We start from the raw sequence: 19,097 nt of genomic DNA on the forward strand, positions 1-19,097 counted from the left end.
GCCGGATTTTTTCTAGAGTATTTTCCGGTTTGGCATCACGCTCCGAGGTGCTGTAGGTCGGCAATCCTTTCCCAATCGCAAACGGTTGTTTTAGTCGCGACCCTTCCGACAAAGTCCCTGGCCGATCCTGTGTGTCGGCAAGGGATTGCCGACCAACGATTTTCCTAATCCTCGCCGCTAAGCGGCGGTGAAAAACGCTCTAGTCCCGGCCTCAAGACGCAGTCTGAGGTCGTGGTATGCGCCCCGAACCGGTAGGATTGCCACTCGGGTTGATCCGAGGCCGACCGGCGTCATTTTTCGGCAGTACGTTTCGGCCGCGGCTCGCATAGTCCGAAGCCGAATTGCAAGGTAGCTCAGTGGTTTATTGGAATGATTCCACAGTATGCCGACGTAATCCCTTATGTTTTTCGTATTGCTTCTCGTCGCCGTGGGCCTGTATGGCCTGCTGGCTCTTTGGTCCCCGGTATTCCTGCTCAATTATGCGTTGCTGACGGGGCCGATTCCGTTGACGCCCGGGAGCGATGAGATCAGCTCGACGCCTATGGGGCACATGAGTCTCGCAGCCGTGCGGTTGTTCGGGCTATGGGTTGCCGTTTGCCTGGTTTTGGTTCCCCGCCTGTCGAAGACGCTCAAATACCTGTCCCGCTACAAGCTTCACTTGCTGTTTCTCGCGTTCTGCCTGACGTCGATCTTGTGGGCGCCGAGCTTGTCGTTCGGTCTCAGGATGATCGCCAAATTGAGCGCGCCGCTTCTGTTCGTGATGCTCGTCATGACCGCCGTGTCCTCAACGCGCCAGCTTCTGCAGACGGAGCGAATCATCCTGGCGAGCGGCATCGTCATGGTGGTGTTGGCCTTGATGGCGCGGCTCTTCGGTCTGAGTTCCGATCCGAGACTTACGCTTCCTCATACCAGCCCGGCCACGTTTTCTGCCCATATCGTCGCCGTGAGCATGCTTGCCATGGCCGGGTTTGCCGTTGCCGATAAAACCTTATCCAGAGGACTAATGATTATCGGATTCTCGATCGTGGTGATGGCCGCGTTTACCCGTATCACGATAGCCGCGATATTCATCGGATTTTCGGTGATTCTGTTCCTGGGCCGCCGAGGTATCGGCAGAATTATTCTTCCCGTATTCAGCATCGTGAGTTTCCCGGCCTTGTTTTTGCTCAGCCCGAAATTCCGAAGCAGGATGTTTATCGGCGGCGAGCAAATGAGTTTCGATACGGTAATCGCGAATCCTGAGGATGCCGTGGGAAGAATTCATGGCTCCGGCCGTTTCGACGCCTGGGAAATGGTGCTGAATCGATTTTTCGAACCCCATCCCTTGCTGGGCTCCGGGATCGGGGCGACCCAGGATTTCTTTTACGAACGCTCAGCGGGCGGATTGGGTGTCATTCACTCGGAATACGTGAGGATGCTGAGCGAAATCGGTGTCGTGGGTCTGACCTTATTCATATTGGTCATCCTTGGCTATTTATGGCGATTGTTTCGTATCTTGCGGTTTCGTGACGATTCTCAAACCAGGAAATATGCGCTTGCCGGTGTCGGAGGCTTGACGACTTATGTGATTTTCATCGCCACGGATAACGGTTTCGATTACGTGACGCAATTCGCGATATTCGTGTTTTCTTTGGTCGCCATGGCCGAAAAAGCGAACGAATTGTCCGAGAAACATGGAGGTGCCCGATGAGGTTGAATCGTCGGCAATTTTTGGCGGCAACCGCGTCTTTCTGCGTTTATCCGCTGTCCGGCGGCTCCGCCGAAGAGATGAACGAAAGCCGGGCGATTCTCGACGAGGGATTGCATTGGCTGGGGCATTCGAACGCGGAAAAGATATGCCGCCGGGTGAAAGAAGCCGGCTTCAATGTGCTGGTGCCGTGTATCTGGGACGGCCGGGGAACCACATGGCCTAGCCGTCTGGCACCCCGAGACGAGCGGCTGCGGGGTTATATCAAAGGCCAAGGCGAACAGTTCGACCCGGTGCGCATCTTGCTGGATACCGCGAGGAAACATGATTTGGAGGTTCATCCCTGGTTCTCGATGGGGCTCCGGAACCGGGACGATTTATTCCCGGAATTGGCGGTAAAGGGCGCGAAATCGTTCGACTGGTATAAGCCCGCGTTTCGGGATCGAATTACCGAGATCGTGTTGGAAGTGATCGCGAAATATCCCGTCGACGGCGTGAATCTCGATTATGTTCGCTTTTCGGTACCGCAGGGCAAGCGGGCCGACGAAGCGGAGCGCGCGATATCAGGGGTTATAGGGAGAATATATAAGGAAGGAAAACGTTTGAAACCGAATTTGGTGGTCAGTGTCGATGCCGCCCCATGGAAGGACGATATAAAAACCTTCGGTCAAAACGCTCCGAAATGGGCCGACGAAGGAATCGTGGATGTCGTTTATTCCATGCAATATCACGCCAATCCGGATTTCGGCATCATCAAAACCATTCAATCCAAAATGAAGCGTCCCGAGGCGATGGTCGTCATGGTCGGAAATTTCGACCGTGTCGGTCCGGGGAACAAGGTGGTCGATCGCCGTCCCGATCGGCTGTCCGAGCTTATCTCTAAAGCGCGAGCCTTATCGAAGGGGAATGGCGTCGCTGTTTATCTTTACGGACAGCTGAGCGAGCGGCAGATCGAGACTCTGCGAAAAGGGGTTTTTCGAGCCAAGGCGAAGCCGTCTTGGAGGCGGGCCAGGGTTTGATGATTAGGGAATGTATGAGCTCATCATTGGAAAATAGACCCGAACCGCCAAAGGTATCGATCGTCATGACGGCATTCAATGCCGATCGGTATATCGAATCCTCGATATCCGCCGCCCTGGCTCAGGATTATGCGAACTTCGAAGTGGTTTTTCTGGATGACGGATCATCCGACGCGACGGAAAATATTTGCAAAGCGATAAAGGATCCGCGTTTCCACTATATCAGGTGCGAACGCATGGGCCGGTCGCGAGCGCTTAACGAAGCGATTCGAAGGGCATCCGGGGACTATATCGCGATTAATGACGCCGACGATTTGAGCGTTTCTTGGCGTCTGTCTTACGTGGTCGGATTTCTGCTCGATAATCCGGACGTGGCGATCGCGGCTACCCGATATATACCGGCCGATCATTTTCCGGCGACCATCCCCGAAATATCGAGCCAGCCCGCGGCCGCCGCGGGAGAACGGCCGGTTTCAATTACGGTAGCCAGACTCTATCGCAGTAACCCATTGGTTCATTCCACGGCGATATATCCGAGATCGATATGGCGACGCGTCAAAGGGTATGACGAAAGCCTGGAGATGTGCATAGACTACGATCTTTTCATTCGTGCGATGCGCCATGGCGGAGTGGTATTACTCCCGCTGCCGGCGGTCATTTATTATCGAAATCCCTCGAGTTTCTTCAAAACCAAGAGTTCAATAAGTTATCTGCATAATTTACGGATTATCCGGCGCCGAGCCAGAACTATTTTACCGCTGCCGAAATGGGCGAGGATTTATGATTTTATTCCCTGGTATGCGGTTATTAAATGGCAGGTCATGAATTTTGTCCGGGGCAGTATGGAGCAGGTATGAACCTGGCCATCGTAACGAATATACTGACGCCGTATCGGATTCCGTTATTCGAGGCGATATCCCGGCAAGTAGACCGTTTATCGGTCTTGCTCATGGCGGAAACCGAGGAGAACCGGGATTGGATTCTGGAGGCTTACCGTTTCGATGCGGACGTTTTGCCGGGATTTCATTTGCCGATCCGGGGCCGTGAGACTGCCGTTCACATGAACTACGGAGTAACCGAGCGGCTAAGGCGACTGAATCCCGATCTCGTTCTTAGCGGCGGATTCGCCCCCGCCAATTGGGGGGCTCTTCTGTATTGCGCGAAACATCGAAAACCGTATTTGGCCTGGGGCGAGTTGGCGCTTAGGAGCGGCACCGGCGGCAGTCGACTGCGCCATGGGCTCAGGCGGTTGATCTGCGGGCTTTCCTCGGGAGCGATCGCGTCTTCGAGCGAAGCGAAGCATGTTTTCATGCACTATGGAATCGACGAAAAAGACATTCTGTTGGCACCGATGCCGATCGATGTGGACTACGTCAATTCGGAAGTGGCGGCGTGCAGAGCGCATCCCGGGTTTCGGGACATCAAGAGCCGGTATCCGGGGCCGGTCCTGCTGTCGGTCGCGCGGCTCATCGACGCCAAGGGTTATCCGCAGTTGTTCGACATGTACGCGGAGATCGTGAAGACGCGGCCGGAAACGACGCTCCTGGTGGTCGGAGACGGTCCGGAGAGAGAACGGTATGTAAACCATATCGCAGCGCGCGGGTGGGGCAACCTGCATCTGGTCGGACACGTTCAGTGGCGGGATTTGATGACCTATTACGCGATCGCCGACATCGTCGTTTTTCCAAGCCTCGCCGATACGTTCGGCGCCGTTATCGCAGAGGGTATGGCGGCTGAACTTCCGGTCATTTCGTCGATCCATGCCGCTGCCACGGAAGATCTGATCGAGGAGGGCAAAACCGGGTTTGTCATCGACCCCCTCGATATTTCCGGCTCAATCCAAACCATATTGAAGGTTCTCGCCATGCCCGAGGAGGAGCTGCGCCGAGTCGGACGCGAGGCTTTCTTGCGGGTCCGAAACATCGGCATCGAGGGTTCGGCCCGGCGGATGATCGAATTTTTCCACTCGAAGGTGAAACCTGGAGCCTCTCGCGCTATCAGACATAGATGATGGTTCAAGGAATGAAACGGAAGCTCCTGATCATAGGACCGACGCCGCCGCCGTATCACGGCGTGGCCGTTGCGACCGATATGCTGCTCCACTCCGAGCTTGCCCGTGCGTTCGAGGTATCGTTGGTGGATACGGCCGATAGGCGGGGCATCGCGAATGTATACAAGCCCGATGCCTACGACGTGGTTCTGTTCGTAAAGGAATGGCTCAGCCTGGCCAAGATCGTATTCACCGAGCGGCCGCACTTGGCTTATCTGCCGATATCTCAATCCACCCTGGGCATTTTGAGGGACAGCCTGTTTTTCTGGCTCGCTTACTCGTTCGGATGCCGCCTGGTGATCCATCTGCACGGCGGCAATCTCAGGACGTGGTACGAGGCGCAGGGGAAACCGGTCAAGGCGTACGTAAGCGCTTTTCTGCGGAGAACCGAACGCATTGTCGTGCTCGGCGATTCGCTGAGGCCGATATTCGATGGATTGGCGGATGCCGGGCGGGTCGCGGTGGTGTCGAACGGCATCGATTGGCCTCGTCAATATGTCAAAGACTATGAGCGTCCCAGACAGGATGCGCGATTCAGGGTTCTCCATGTCGGTACGCTCAACCGAGCCAAAGGCACATTGGCGCTTTTGGCGGCCGTTCCGCAGGTGCTGCGAGCCGAGGGGAATCGTGCGGAATTCGTCATTGCCGGCGAATGGTCGAATCGCGAGGATCGGGATGAGGCCATGGCGTTTGTTCGGGAGCATGGCTTGAGCGCTGCCGTCACGTTTTCCGGACCGGTTTCCGGAGAAGAAAAGCAGAGACTGTATGCCTCCGCCGATCTGTTCGTGTTCGCCGGCATTCAGCAGGAAGGCCAACCTCTGGTCGTCCTCGAAGCCATGGCGGCGGGGTTGCCGGTCTTGTACTCCGATCGCGGGTGCCTTCGGGAAACCGTGATCGAGGGCGTCACCGGACTGGAGGTGAGGGCGAACGATGCGGAAGACTTGGCAAGACGCATCGTATGGATGATGGACAACCGGCCGGGCAGGGAAGAGATGGGGCGAAATGCGCGCAAGCGATACGAGGCCCTGTATACCAAGGAGCGTTTTATCAAGGACATGGTATCGGTGTTCGATAGCGCCGGAGGCGAGTCGACGGCTAGCACCGCCTGACGTCACCCTGTCGAACCGTAGTTTATTGATCTCGGACGAAGTCGCCGGTTCGGATATCGAACGGACACAAGCCTATCGTTGGAAGGGATAGCCAGCGCCAATGGAAATTGAATTCGCCGACAAGTCGTACCTTCTGCCCGATCCCGAGCCCCCTTACGCGTCGGTCTCGATCGAGGTGGAAGAAGCCATCGCTTTCAGGAAGCCGGTTCAGTCGGAAGCCCACCGCTTCGACTATCCGAACCGCCTGTCCAAAATCATCTTCTTTCTTTTGCGCGAGGGCCCGAGGCTCGCGTTGTCGAAAGCGAGAGCCGCCGGATTCCAGCGGCGGCTCCACGCAAAGCGTGCCTTGGTGTTGGCCTACGGAAAAATCAGGGAAGGCTCGGATCTGTTCGTAGGTCTGGGACCTCAGGAATATCCCTATTCGTCGGTATTGGCCTTTCCCCGGCGCTGGTGCGTCAAGATTCCCGACCGGGAGCGATGGCGGCCGGTTTTGCACCGCGTTCTCCGGTATTTGAGCGAACATCCCGAGCGGTTCGAGGCGGTGTACGGCTGGTCGCCTTACTCCGGGACCCATGTCGAGTTCGATTTGGAAAACCTTCTCCAAGACCTCGATTCGCACGCCGCTGACAACGGCAACGATGCGATGATCGAGCGGCGGTACAAGCCGTCCCCTCGAAAATCCCGGTTCCAACGAAAAGAGCCAACGATGGGAAATGAAAGAGCGCTTTTCCTGATCGGCGCCGGCGCCTATGCCCAAGCTTACGTCCTGCCCAGCCTGAGACCTCTGCGGAGGCATACCGTCGTCGATCTGAATCCCGCCGCGGCGGCGGTGGTCGGCGCAAGGGAAGGGTTTGGTTACTGGGATACCTCCGCCACGCGGCCCTTGGCGAGGTTGCGCCATCTGGACGAACCCTGCGTTGTCATCTGTACCTATCACTCCACCCATCTGGAACTGGCGGAGCGAGCCCTGGCGATCAACGAACGTTCCAGGATATTCATGGAGAAGCCCCCGGTAACCGATTATCGGCAGCTTTGCCGGCTCTCCGATCTGCGCCGGCAGGAGGGCGCCTTCATCGAAATCGGATTCAACCGGAGACACAGCCGGATCATCGAACGGTGCCGGGATCTGTTGTCCCTTGGGAGCGGTCCGATTACCGTGACCTGCATCGTCAAGGAGCTGGGTCTTCCCGCTAGCCACTGGTATTACTGGCCGGCACAGGGGACGAGAATTACCGGAAACCTGTGCCACTGGATCGACTTGTCCTATTACCTGATCGGCGCTCCGCCCGTCGGGATAACGCTCGCCTCGCCGAGCGGGATTCCGGCCGGAGACGAGGTTTCCATTGTCATTGCGTTCAGGGATGGCTCCAAGGCGACGCTGGTCTCGACCGACCGGGGCAATTCCTTGCGCGGGGTACAGGAGTACGTCGATATACGGCGAGGGGATATGACTCTGACCATCCACGATTTTCTGAAGCTGGAGGTTCAGGTTGGGGCGCGACATCAGGTATTTCGTTATTGGTTCCGAAACAAGGGCCATGCCGAAATGTATCGGGATTATCTGAAGGCGGTCGAGAATCGGATGCCGCCGTCGTATCCGGCGGAGGATTTGTTTCAGGTATGCAGGATGTATCTGGCTGCGTCGGAAATGGCCCGGCGCGGCATGAGCACATTGTCGCTGACCGAGCCGGAAGCCTACAGGCTGACGGCGGCCGCCGGGCCTCGCACATCGGACGTCAGCGTTACCGGATTTGGTAGGGTGGGTTAGAGCGTTTTCATCTCGGATGTACGCTCGAAAAGGAGGCTGCCTTTGGCAGCCAGTGAGTTTGAAGCGGGTCTCGCCCCGCGGGCGAGTTTCTTTCTTTTGCTTGCCCAAAAGAAAGAAACCAAAGAAAAGGGCACCCGGATGGCGCGCTGATCCTGCGCGTCGCCGGCTGGAGCCGGGGGCGACAAAAGGCACGTCCAGGTGCCTTTGTCGCCGCGCGCAATCCCTTGCGCGCCCCTTCGGGCGGTTCCGACTCCAGCCGGCGATGCTCGGGCGCGCCATACGGGACGATTCAGTAATGCCGTACGTCTGATTAGAAAATGCTCTAAGTACATTCCGCAAATATTTGCGGAATCTCGACTGATTGGCTTGATTGGCGGGGTTGTCCTGCAGGTTGCCTATGCCGCAAGACTTCCCTGAATGTACTTAGCCCTTCGACGATCAACATTCACTCCGAAAGACAGGGAGGTTCGCCGAGGAATGAAACAGCTCGTACAAAACTATCGTAAGGGATTGTTGAGGGTTTGCGAGGTACCCGCGCCGATGGTGCGGCCGGGCGGATTGATCGTCGCGAGCCGGTGCTCGCTGATCAGTGCCGGCACCGAGCGGGCGAGCGTGCGGGTCGCACAGAGAAGCCTGATGGGCAAGGCGATGGAACGACCCGATCAGGCCAGGAAAGTGATGGACCAGGTGAAGAAGAAAGGATTGGTGGAAACCGCTAAACTGGTTCTCAATCGCCTGGATGCTCCGGTGGCATTGGGCTACAGCTGCGCCGGGGTGGTGATCGAAGTAGGGGACGAGGTACAAGGTTTCAGGGTCGGCGATAGCGTCGCCTGCGCCGGACAGAACTATGCGTCCCATGCCGAAATCGTGTTCGTCCCGAAGAATCTGTGCGTAAAACTCCCGGAGGGGGTCGATTTCCAGGACGCGAGTTATGTTGCCCTGGGCGCCATCGCCTTGCAGGGCATTCGCCAGGCCGAGCCGCGGTTGGGAGAAACGGTCGCGGTCATCGGCTTGGGACTGCTCGGCCAGTTGACGGTTCAGCTGTTGTTGGCCAACGGTTGCACGGTGATCGGATCGGATCCGGACCCCTACAAGCTGGAAATGGCCCGAGAGTCCGGTGCAATGGCCGTGCTGCCGGGGCAACTCGAAGAAGCGGCGGAAAGCCTGTCGAAAGGGCAGGGGGTGGACGCCTCGATCATCACGGCGAGCGCCAAGGACAACGGACCGGTGCGCACGGCCGCGGCGGTCTGCCGCAAGCGCGGCCGCGTGATCGTGGTCGGCGCGGTGAGCATGAATCTTCCGCGCGAGCCGTTTTATCTCAAGGAGATCGATCTCCGGCTTTCGACCTCGTACGGCCCCGGCCGCCACGATCGGGTCTACGAAGAGAAGGGAGTGGATTATCCCTATGCCTATGTCCGCTGGACCGAGCGGCGCAACATGGAAGCCTTCTTGGACCTGGTCCGAAAACGGCATCTGGACCTGAAGCGACTGACGACCCATCGCTTTCCCATCGAACGTGCGACGGACGCTTACACCCTGATCATGGAAGAGACCGAGCCCTATCTCGGCATCGTGCTGGATTATCCGGCGATTGCCGGAGACCGGCCGGCTCGGGTGGTCGAGCTGCGGCCGGCCAGGAGCGAATCCCGCGTGCGCCTGGGCATCATCGGCGCCGGCAACCACGTTAAAGACATGCTGATTCCGCATCTTCGGGGCCGGCCCGGCGTGGAAATCCGTGCCGTGTGCACCGGCAGCGGGATCGGTGCCCGCGCGGTGGCGGACAAGCTTCAAGCGGCCTACTGTTCGAACGATTACGAAGCGATATTGGACGATAGGGACATCAACGCCGTTCTGATCGGGACCCGCCACGACAGCCATGCGGCCATGGTCGTAAAGGCGCTGGGCGCCGGCAAACACGTCTTCGTCGAAAAGCCTTTGTGCCTCGACGAAAACGAACTCGACGGGATCGCGGAGGTCTACGTCCGCGCGGCGCATTCGGGTCTGCGGCTGATGGTGGGATTCAACCGAAGACATTCGCCGCATGCGCGAAAGGTCCGAGCCCACTTCGACGGGCGCACGAGTCCCCTGGTCATGGTTTACCGGGTCAATGCCGGAGCGATCGATCCGAGCCATTGGATTCAGGACCGTACCGTCGGCGGCGGACGCATCATCGGCGAAGGCTGTCACTTCGTCGATTTGATGCAGTCCGTTTGCGGTTCTCCGGTGACGACGGTTCGAAGCGTTTCGATCGGATATCACCAAACCGGCATTACCAACGACCAGAGCATCATGACCTTGGAATTCGCCGACGGCTCTGTGGGAACGCTGGTCTACGCGGCGGCGGGGGATACCGGATTGGCCAAGGAGCGCTTCGAGGCGTTCGGCGGCGGCAGAGCCGCCGTCATAGACGATTTCACGTCGACCGAACTCTACTCGGGCGGAAGGCGGCATGCCTTCCGCACCAGGAAACAGGAGAAGGGTTTCTTTGAAGAGATGGCTTTGTTTTGCGCGAGCCTGCTCAGGCCCGATGTCGTATTACCGGCTTTCGACGAAATCGAGGCGGTGACGCGCGCCTGCATCGCGGCCGAACGGGGTTTCGTTACCGGCGAATGTTATCCGATAGGCACGACCACGGTCGTGCCGGGCGTAAGTTCTGCGGCTCTAACCTGATTCCGCGCGCTTTCAAGGAAGATCCGCGATGCCCAGCCAAGTGCCGCCGCAACACTACAGCTTCGAGAGCTACGTTACGCCCGCCCGGTGGAACTCATACTGGCACCAAATCAGGGAGGTTGTTGCCGCGAAGCCGGATGATGTGCTTTACATCGGGATCGGAGACGACATCGTGCCGAAAGTTCTGGAGGCGCGGGGCATCAGGGTAAAGCGATTCGATTTCGATCCGAGTCTTGGCTGCGATTTCACCGGAGACGTGCGGGAAATCGCTTCGATCGTGCCCGTCGGCAGTGCGGATGTCGTCGTGTGTTGCCAAGTTCTCGAACATCTGCCGTACGAACATTTCGAAGAAACGCTCAAAGGGATTTTAGGGATTGCCAGAAATCGGGTCGTGTTAAGCCTTCCCTACGCTCACGTGACGCTTGCCGGTTTGCGGATGAAATTGCCGAAGACGCCGCGGATCTCGCTCAATTTGACTTTGCCTTGCTTTTGGCAGGATTGGAAATTCGACGGACAGCATTACTGGGAAATAGGCACGAAATTCTATTCAAGGAGGCGGATTGAAAATTCCATATCCAGGGTGGGGCGTATCGCTTACCGATTTTTCGCCAGCGACAACAAGTATCATCTCTTCTATATCTTGGAAAAATGAATATTTCCGCTGATTGAGTATTTTCTTGCGCGGTTACGGAATGGAAATGTTCTATGGGTGGCGCCGAAAACTGCACGCACGTTTCGATGCCTCTTCGCGCTTCAAGAAAAACTTTCTTAAAGTCGCCTCGGCGAGCCTCTTTGCCCAGGCCTTGCCGGTACTGGTCTCTCCGATCATGACTCGCTTGTACTCGCCGCACGATTACGGCGTTCTCGCTCTTTTTGCCGCCATACTGGGTGTCGCGGTGGCCATCGCCACCATGCGCTTCGATTGGCTGGTCGCCGCGGCCCACACACAAAAATCGGCCGCCTATATCGAGGTGATCGGTATCCTCTATCTCTTGCTGATGTCCTTAGCCTATTTCGGCGTCTCCTTTTTCGGTCTCCATCATAAGATCGCATTCGTCGACTGGCAGATTATCGACCCTTTTCTCTGGCTCATGCCTGTGGCGGTATTCGGGAGCGGTCTTCACACCCTGTTTTCGGGTTGGTTCATTCGCGCGGCCCATCTCACCCCGGTAGCACGGGCACGAGTGAGACAAAGCCTGGCCGTGGTCGTACTCGGTCTGATCGGCGGTATCTATTCTCTCGGGGCGCTGGGACTGATCGGGGCCACCGTGCTCGGCGCCTTCATCGGTGTCGGAGGTCTGTACCGGCACGCCCGGAATGACCTGTCGCTTAGCCTTGCTAATATCCGCGCGCTCGCACTGTTCGCGAAAGCTAGATCGATCTGGAGGCGTACGATCGTTTCCGGAAGTACAGGCGTCATCAATGTAAGCGGGCTGCTATTGCCCGCCATTATGATTTCCCACTATTTTTCGGCCGTCGAGTTGGGGTGGTACGCACTCATGCAGCGTCTCGCCACGGGTCCCGTTGGCACGCTCACCGGCGCGGTCGGGCAGAGTTTCTGGGGTGAGGCGCGGAGTCTGGCCAATAGCAATCCCAAAGCGCTTCGGGCACTTTTCGAGCGGACTTCGAGCCGACTGATGCTTCTTAGTATCCCGGTGGCAATGGCGTGTCTTGCCGGTCCTTGGTATGTGGGCCTGATTTTTGGAAAGGAAGAATGGAGCGGCGCGGGTAAAGTTCTCGCCGCATTGACGCCCTTCGTCGTCGCCCAGATCATCGCGTCGCCGCTTTCGTCCCTCATCACGATCATGCGTTATGAAAGATGGCTGTTTTTCTGGGACCTGGCGAGAACGCTAGTCGTGATCGCGATTTTTTCGGCGAGCGGACACTACGACATCGGTTTGACGACGGCGGTGCTCTCATATGCCATCGGCATGGCCGTGATGTATGCGCTCCTTTTTTACAAGACGCGGCGAATCATCGTTTCCCAGGGATAGGAGCCGATTCGAACTCCGATAGGCGCCCATAAAGCTATGGAAAGCATCATCTGGTACGTCAAACGCCTCGGCGTCATGAGCGGCGGGGAGATCGTTCATCGGCTCAACGAGCTGTGGACGCTGCGGCGGTTGCGGCGGGAGCATCGCCTTGGCGGCCGGCATGCGGACCGTCGTCCGGACGGCTTCACGTTCTGTCGTGGCTCCGTCCGGCAGATGCCCGATTTTCCCTTTGCCTTTCTGCCGACCGCTGCCGAAACCGAAAGCTGGCTGGCCGGGGAGTGGCCGGCCTTGGGATGCCGGTGGGCCTGGGCACCCGATCCGGGCATTTGGCATGTTGCCCCCGATACCGGCCACGTTTGGCCGCAAACCTTCTTCGGATCGATTGCGTATCGACAGGGCAATCCGTATGGCGATGCGCGCGTGGTGTGGGAACCCTCCCGTCTACAGCAATTGGTGAATTTGGCGCTGCTGGCGAACGCGGACGAGGACCGGGCGCGGGAAGCGGTCGAACTGATGGAAGCCGTGCTCGATTCCTGGGTGAAGGCCAATCCGCCCCTGACCGGGATTCATTACGTGTCCGCCATGGAATGCGCACTGCGGGTGATCGCCGCGTGCCATGCGCTGGATCTGACGAGAGATCGCCTAACGGCGCCCGAACAGACCTGGGGCAATCTGTTGAGGCTCGTTTCGTCCCACGCGCCACTCATCGCGAAAAGGTTGTCGCTTCATTCCTCGGCCGGCAATCACACCGTCGCGGAGGCTGCGGGGCTGGTCTATGCCGGAACCCTGTTCCCGGAGCTGCCGGATGCCTTTCGATGGCGGACGCGGGGACTTCGCATTCTCCAGCACGAAGCCGAGCGCCAGGTGCTCCCGGACGGGGGCGGAATCGAGCAGGCCTTCTGGTATCAGCTTTTCATCGTCGATTTGCTCGGGCTGGTAGAAGCGCTGCTCGAACACCGCCGGCACCGGGTACCGCGAGCCTTGGCCGATGCCGTTCGCCGTGGCCGGCGCTTCTTGAGAGCACTGGCCGACGGTCCGGACGATTTGCCACGAATAGGGGATTGCGACGACGGCTACGCGCTGTCCCGCCATCTCCGCATCAGCTGGAGCGGACCGGCGCCGGCGGAAAATCCCGCGATCTTTCCGAATACGGGTTATACGGTCGTCAGGGGACGCGGCGAACGGCCGGTGCGGTTGATCTTCGATCACGGTCCGCTCGGCATGGCGCCGGGCTTCGGGCACGCCCATGCCGATGCATTGTCCCTTCATGTGAAGGTCGGCGGCTGCGAGCTTCTGATCGATCCCAACACATACACCTATACCGGCGATCCGACCTGGCGGCGCTGGTTTCGAAGCACCGCCGCCCACAATACCGTGCGCGTCGACGGGCGGGATCAGGCGAGACAGGAAACGTCGTTCCAATGGTCGAACGGCCACGACGCTTCCCTGGTGAAGTGTCATCGCGACGAAAGCGGAAGAATTCTGCTGCTGGCCCGGCATGACGGATATCGCCGGTTAGGAATCACCCACTGGCGGGCGATCGCCTTCGACGGATCGGATCATTTGCTGATCCGGGATTATCTGGCCGGGCAGGGGCATCATGTCGCCGAACTGATCTGGCATCTCGGCGTCGAGGCGGCGCCCGCCGGAGCGGGGTTCGTCTTGAGCGGCAACGACATCGGCGCCCGGCTGGATCTTGCCGGAGGCGTCATGACCCTGCACCGCGGAGAAACGGATCCCATACTCGGCTGGCAGTCTCGGTGTTACGGAGTCCGAAAGCCGGCGGTTTCCATTCTGGTCCGATATGCCGGCGAATTTCCCCACCAATTCCACACTGCGCTCTCTTTCGATGATACACATCGCGACGGAATGGCGGCTTTGGAATTGTTATTGGAGCGCGCGATGGAGCCTTTGAAAACCATGTAATTCCATTCGGCATTCGAATGAACATTCATCGTAGGATGGGCAGAGCGAAGCGAAACCCATCGATGGCGGGTTAGCCCTTCGACAGGCTCAGGACAGGCCCCTAGTCTCCGCTCGGGACAGGCCCTTCGACAAGCTCAGGACAGGCTCCGCGTAACCCACCGATTGACGGTCGCTCGGTGGGTTACGGCGCACGCGAAGCGCAGTGATCGGCGGTCGGTCAGTGCTGATGTGCGCCTAACCCACCCTACAAACATGAATTCCTTATTGAAAGCGATTTGGAATAAGTCCCTGAATCGTGCCCTGACGACGTCACTTGAGCTTGCCATTCGATACGAAAACGATACGTAGCATTACTGGGGGTGTGACGATTTCACTGCGGATCGTGTCGATATGGTATGAGCGTCGATAACCCGCGATAAGCAGGGATCGACGGGTGGAGTCAGTCGTTCTCGATCTGTAGAACTCGTCAGGGAAGGGATTCCATGAATAACGAGAGAATCGATATTTTCGGCGTGCCCGTGGACGTCGTCGATTTCCCCAGGGCGCTGGCGATCGTCGACGATATCCTTCGATGCGGTGGGGGCGGATTTATCGCGGCGGTCAATCCGGAAAAGATCATGCGGGCCCGCGACGACGCGCGGCTCTTGCAGGCATTGAAGAGCGCGAAGCTGCTCATCCCGGACGGCATCGGCGTGGTCTGGGCCGCGCGCTGGCTGGGGCTGGGCTGCCCGAGCAGGGTGCCGGGAGCCGATCTGATGCCGGCCATCTGCGAAATCGGCGCGGCCCAAGGGCGAAACGTCTTTCTGTTCGGAGCAAGCCCCGAAGTGAACGAAAAGGTGGCGCGGATTCTTCCCGAGCGGTATCCGGGACTTCGCATCGCCGGCTTTCAGCACGGCTATGTCCGCGAACCCGATATGCCGAAGCTCGTGGCCGACATCAACGCATCGAGGGCCGAGATTCTGTTCGTCGCACTGGGAAGCCCCCGGCAGGAGTTCTGGATGATGCAGCACGCCCCCGAGCTCTCGGTAAAAGTGTGTCAGGGCGTGGGCGGCAGTTTCGATGTCATTGCCGGAAAGGTGAGGCGCGCTCCGGCGCTGTTCAGGCGCATGCATCTCGAGTGGTTTTACCGGCTCGCCCGCGAGCCCCAAAGACTCCGGCGGCAAGCCGAACTGCCGAAATTCGCATGGCGCGTGATGCGCGAGAAGTGGGCGAATCGCTCGGGCGTAGCGATGAACTGATGCATCATCGCTCCGGGCAGGATGCCTCGATGGATCAACATATCGTGAAGGGAATTCACTCCGAGTTACAACGGAGGGCATCGGGCCGGGTCTGGTCGAGGCTCGCCATACTCGGTGTCTTGATAGCCATCATCTTTTTCGACGCGTTGACCTATACGGTCGATGCCTGGCTCAATTCGGATGAATATAGCCACGGCATCCTCATCCCCTTCGTCACGGCTTTTCTCATCTGGCAAAAAAAGAACGATATCGCGGCCGCGAGGATATCCGGATATCCGCCCGGTTCATCGCTCGTCGTCGCCGGATTGGCGTTCTTCTTTCTGGGCGAATTGAGCACGCTGCTCATCATCGAGCAGTACGCATTCCTGATCGTGCTTTTCGGCGTGGTTATCACCGCTCTGGGACCGGAAATTTTCCGGCTTGTCCGGGTTCCGCTGTTTTTTCTGTTTTTCGCGATCCCGTTGCCCAGTTTCATCTATCAGGGACTGTCTTCGGAGTTGCAACTGCTCTCTTCCCGGCTAGGGGTCGGCTTGATCCGCTTGTGCGATATCAGCGTCTACCTCGAGGGCAACGTCATCGACCTCGGCGCGTACAAGCTCCAGGTCGTGGAAGCGTGCAGCGGGCTAAGATACTTGTTCCCTCTCATGGGGCTGGCCTTCATCTGCGCTTACCTTTTCAAAGCGGCGCTTTGGAAGCGGGTGCTCGTGTTCCTGTCGAGCATTCCCATTACCGTTCTGATGAACAGCCTGCGCGTAGGGCTCATCGGGGTGCTCGTGGAATATCGGGGCCCGTCGATGGCGGAGGGCTTCCTGCACGATTTCGAGGGCTGGGCGATCTTCATGGCCTGTACCGCCATTCTGATCGGCGAGATTTGCTTGCTGGCGCGGATCGGTGAAGACAAGCGCCCGCTGAGTGAGCTTTTCGACATCGCTTTTCCCGAGCCTGCCCGAAAATATGCGGCCGAGGGCCGCGCCTTGGCTCCTTCTCCTTCCGGGAGACGGTGGCCCGAAGGGCCCGACGAGGGTATCGCACCTCGGAAGCGGAAGCTGCCTCGGGAGTTCTGGACGGTCGGAGGCATGCTGATCGTTGCGGCCGGCTTGTCGCTGTCTCTGGAGAAGCGGGCGGAATCGGTTCCGCCGCGCACATCGTTCGCCGAGTTTCCGATGCAAATGGACGCCTGGCAGGGACGGCGCGAGATCATGGAACAGCAGTATGTCGATGCCTTGAAGTTCGACGATTACATCTTGGCCGATTTCAGCAAGGGCGGCGCGCCGCCGGTGAATTTCTACGCGGCCTATTACGCCTCGCAGCGCAAGGGCGAGTCGGTGCATTCCCCGCGTTCCTGCATACCGGGCGGCGGATGGCAGATCAAGTCCTTGGAGACGGTGTCGATTCCGGGCATCTGGCTTTACGCCGGCGATCTCAGGGTCAATCGGGTCCTGATTCAGAAAGGCGACGAAAGGCAACTGGTTCATTACTGGTTTCAGCAGCGTGGCCGGAATCTGACCAATGAATATCTCGTCAAGTGGTATCTGTTCTGGGACGCGCTGACCCTGAACCGTAGCGACGGCGCGCTGGTGCGACTTACGACCCGCGCACCTCCGGGCGAGGATCTCGCGGTGACCGAGAAGCGCCTCGTCAGTTTTCTCGCTTCGCTGATACCGCGATTGGACCGGTACGTCGCGAACTGAACGCCGGAATCCCATGCGTGGGCAAAGCGGCACTCGCATCGACGTCCATCCCATGATCTCTCCGGAGCGGAAGTCGGGCGGAAAGCGGAGTGCTAGGGGAATGAGAGGCTACTACGGCGAGTCGCCGTCGATATCACTGCAAAGGATGTGTGGGGCTGCCTCGGTTTATGTTTCATTTCTTCGTCTTTCTCACCGCCTTGTTCGTCGCGATGGTGTTGGTCGCGGTATTCATGCGGCTGGCGCCCCGCCTGAGGTTTGTCGACGTGCCGGACGGACGCAAGATTCACCATGCGGTTATTCCGCGGATCGGCGGTATCGGGATGGTCTTGGGCGCTGTAGCGTCCGTTTTGGCCTGGATCGATTTGAGCCGAAGCACCGAGATGTTTCTTTTCGGCATTGGCGTGATCACGGTTTTCGGCATGTGGGACGATCGCGTCAATCTCGATTACCGGACCAAATTCGCCGGGCAGCTATTGGCGATCGCCGTGGTGGTTTGGCTCGGAGGTGTGGCGGTCGAACGATTGCCGGGGTTCGAGAGCCGGGAAATTCCGGCGTTCGTTTCGTATCCCTTGACCGTCTTCTTTCTCCTCGGGACCACCAACGCCACTAATTTGTCGGACGGCCTCGACGGGCTCGCGGCCGGCTTGAGTCTCCTGAGTCTCGCCTGTATCGCTTCCCTGGCCGATCTCGCGGAAGGCGACGAGCTGGTTTTTACGAGCCTGGCCATCATCGGCGCGACGCTCGGCTTTCTCCGCTACAACACCCATCCGGCCATGGTGTTCATGGGCGACACCGGCAGCCAGTTTCTCGGTTTCAGCCTAGGCGTGCTGGTGCTCATGCTGACCGAGCAAGTCAATACCGCGCTGACGCCGGGACTCGCCTTGCCCATTCTCGGATTGCCCATCATCGATACCTTGATGGTAATGACGCAAAGGATGGCCGAAGGCCGATCCCCGTTCAAACCGGACAAAAGCCATTTTCACCACAAGCTATTGGCCCTAGGGTTCGATCAGTACGAAGCGGTGCTGGCCATATACGCCGTTCAATCCCTATTCGTGGTATCCGCTTATCTGTTCCGGTACGAATCCTACTGGCTGATCGCGGCGCTTTATCTGGCTCTGAGCGCGGCGGTCGTCCTGTTTTACCCGCTCGCCCGAAAGTTCGGATGGCGGCTGCATGGCGGCACCTCGCCCGTGACGGGTTTTCTCAAGCGCGCGCGCGACCGGGCGAGACTGGACGAAACCCCGAATCTGGTATTGAGCCTGCTCATTACCGGATTTCTGATCATGGGGGCCGTGGTAGCCAGGGAACTGGCGTCCGATATCCGTTACTTCGTAGCCGTCAGTATGACGGCCTGGCTGGTCGCCCGCGTATCGCGACTGCCAGCGGCCAGATGGATAGAGCGGTTCGTGATTTATGCCTGCGTCATCCTGGTGATCTATTCGATCGAGCTCTCCGGCGTTACGGAACGGCGTCTTTGGCACATCGGGCTGAAATACTTTTTCCCGGTCTTGGCGGCCGTTACCGCCGTGGGTGTGCGCTTCTCCGGACGTTATTATTTTTCCGTTACCCCGTCGGACTTTCTGGTCGTATTCATCCTGCTGGCGGCAGCCAACCTGCCTGTCTTCGGCGAAGTGAACTACGCCAAGCTGGCGATTCAGTCGGCCGTGGTGCTCTACGGCGTGGAGTTCGTATTGAGACGGCGAAGCGCCGCCAGCCTGGCGATATCGATCGGGGCCATGGCGGCTTTCGTGATCGTCGGAATCAAGGCGCTTTAGGGCGTTGCTCACCATGTCCTAGTCGTAGGCATGAATAAGCGAAGCGTTTCCGGCAAAGGCGTAGGAAGCTTGTCGGCAATCCTCTGCCGATAAAACCTGCTGGCCGACCCGTTAATGTCGTGAAAGGATTCGCTACCTACTATGCGGCCGTGGTTCGTAGGTCGGCA

General features: G+C 58.5%; 13 protein-coding genes. All 13 read left to right on the top strand.

The window, feature by feature from the left end; translation table 11 throughout:
• The first annotated feature begins 400 nt into the window (after nt 1-400).
• The 13 genes from ACR2R1_RS00635 (at nt 401) to ACR2R1_RS00695 (ending at nt 18,930) form a co-directional block, all read left to right on the top strand.
• A complete protein-coding gene (locus ACR2R1_RS00635) occupies nt 401-1,690 on the top strand; it encodes an O-antigen ligase family protein (RefSeq protein WP_156879378.1) in 1,290 nt (429 codons plus the stop codon).
• Nucleotides 1,687-2,706, top strand: a complete 1,020-nt coding sequence (locus ACR2R1_RS00640; protein WP_347258097.1) for a family 10 glycosylhydrolase — start codon at nt 1,687-1,689, stop codon at nt 2,704-2,706. Before ACR2R1_RS00635 ends, ACR2R1_RS00640 begins: the two co-directional genes overlap by 4 nt.
• Nucleotides 2,707-2,720: 14 nt before the next feature.
• Nucleotides 2,721-3,563, top strand: a complete 843-nt coding sequence (locus tag ACR2R1_RS00645; RefSeq protein ID WP_434112196.1) for a glycosyltransferase family 2 protein — start codon at nt 2,721-2,723, stop codon at nt 3,561-3,563.
• Nucleotides 3,560-4,717 carry a glycosyltransferase family 4 protein gene (locus ACR2R1_RS00650; protein WP_434112198.1) on the top strand — a complete coding sequence of 386 codons (1,158 nt, stop codon included), beginning with the start codon at nt 3,560-3,562 and terminating at the stop codon, nt 4,715-4,717. Before ACR2R1_RS00645 ends, ACR2R1_RS00650 begins: the two co-directional genes overlap by 4 nt.
• 11 nt (nt 4,718-4,728) lie before the next feature.
• A complete protein-coding gene (locus ACR2R1_RS00655; RefSeq protein WP_434112200.1) occupies nt 4,729-5,865 on the top strand; it encodes a glycosyltransferase family 4 protein in 1,137 nt (378 codons plus the stop codon).
• A 100-nt stretch (nt 5,866-5,965) separates the two neighbouring features.
• Nucleotides 5,966-7,633, top strand: a complete 1,668-nt coding sequence (locus tag ACR2R1_RS00660; RefSeq protein ID WP_434112202.1) for a Gfo/Idh/MocA family protein — start codon at nt 5,966-5,968, stop codon at nt 7,631-7,633.
• A 477-nt stretch (nt 7,634-8,110) separates the two neighbouring features.
• Nucleotides 8,111-10,303: a bi-domain-containing oxidoreductase gene (locus ACR2R1_RS00665; RefSeq protein ID WP_434112204.1), complete on the top strand. Its 2,193-nt coding sequence runs from the start codon at nt 8,111-8,113 to the stop codon at nt 10,301-10,303.
• Nucleotides 10,304-10,331: 28 nt separating this feature from the next.
• Nucleotides 10,332-10,955, top strand: a complete 624-nt coding sequence (locus ACR2R1_RS00670; protein ID WP_434112207.1) for a hypothetical protein — start codon at nt 10,332-10,334, stop codon at nt 10,953-10,955.
• Nucleotides 10,956-11,001: 46 nt separating this feature from the next.
• Complete coding sequence (locus ACR2R1_RS00675) at nt 11,002-12,297, top strand: lipopolysaccharide biosynthesis protein (RefSeq protein ID WP_434112209.1); 1,296 nt, start codon at nt 11,002-11,004, stop codon at nt 12,295-12,297.
• Nucleotides 12,298-12,333: 36 nt separating this feature from the next.
• On the top strand, nt 12,334-14,223 hold the full coding sequence (locus ACR2R1_RS00680) for a heparinase II/III domain-containing protein (protein ID WP_434112211.1): 1,890 nt from the start codon (nt 12,334-12,336) through the stop codon (nt 14,221-14,223).
• 482 nt (nt 14,224-14,705) lie between these two features.
• The gene (locus ACR2R1_RS00685; RefSeq protein WP_086135459.1) at nt 14,706-15,461 is read left to right on the top strand and encodes a WecB/TagA/CpsF family glycosyltransferase; all 756 of its coding nucleotides are present in this window, start codon (nt 14,706-14,708) and stop codon (nt 15,459-15,461) included.
• Nucleotides 15,407-17,152, top strand: coding sequence for an exosortase C-terminal domain/associated protein EpsI (locus tag ACR2R1_RS00690; protein WP_434112214.1), 1,746 nt, complete (start codon nt 15,407-15,409; stop codon nt 17,150-17,152). The genes ACR2R1_RS00685 and ACR2R1_RS00690 overlap by 55 nt, the downstream gene beginning before the upstream one ends.
• A gap of 167 nt (nt 17,153-17,319) precedes the next feature.
• Nucleotides 17,320-18,930: a glycosyltransferase family 4 protein gene (locus ACR2R1_RS00695; protein WP_434112216.1), complete on the top strand. Its 1,611-nt coding sequence runs from the start codon at nt 17,320-17,322 to the stop codon at nt 18,928-18,930.
• Nucleotides 18,931-19,097 lie beyond the last annotated feature (167 nt).

It is taken from the genome of Methylocaldum sp. GT1TLB, from assembly GCF_051027445.1.
GTDB lineage: Bacteria > Pseudomonadota > Gammaproteobacteria > Methylococcales > Methylococcaceae > Methylocaldum.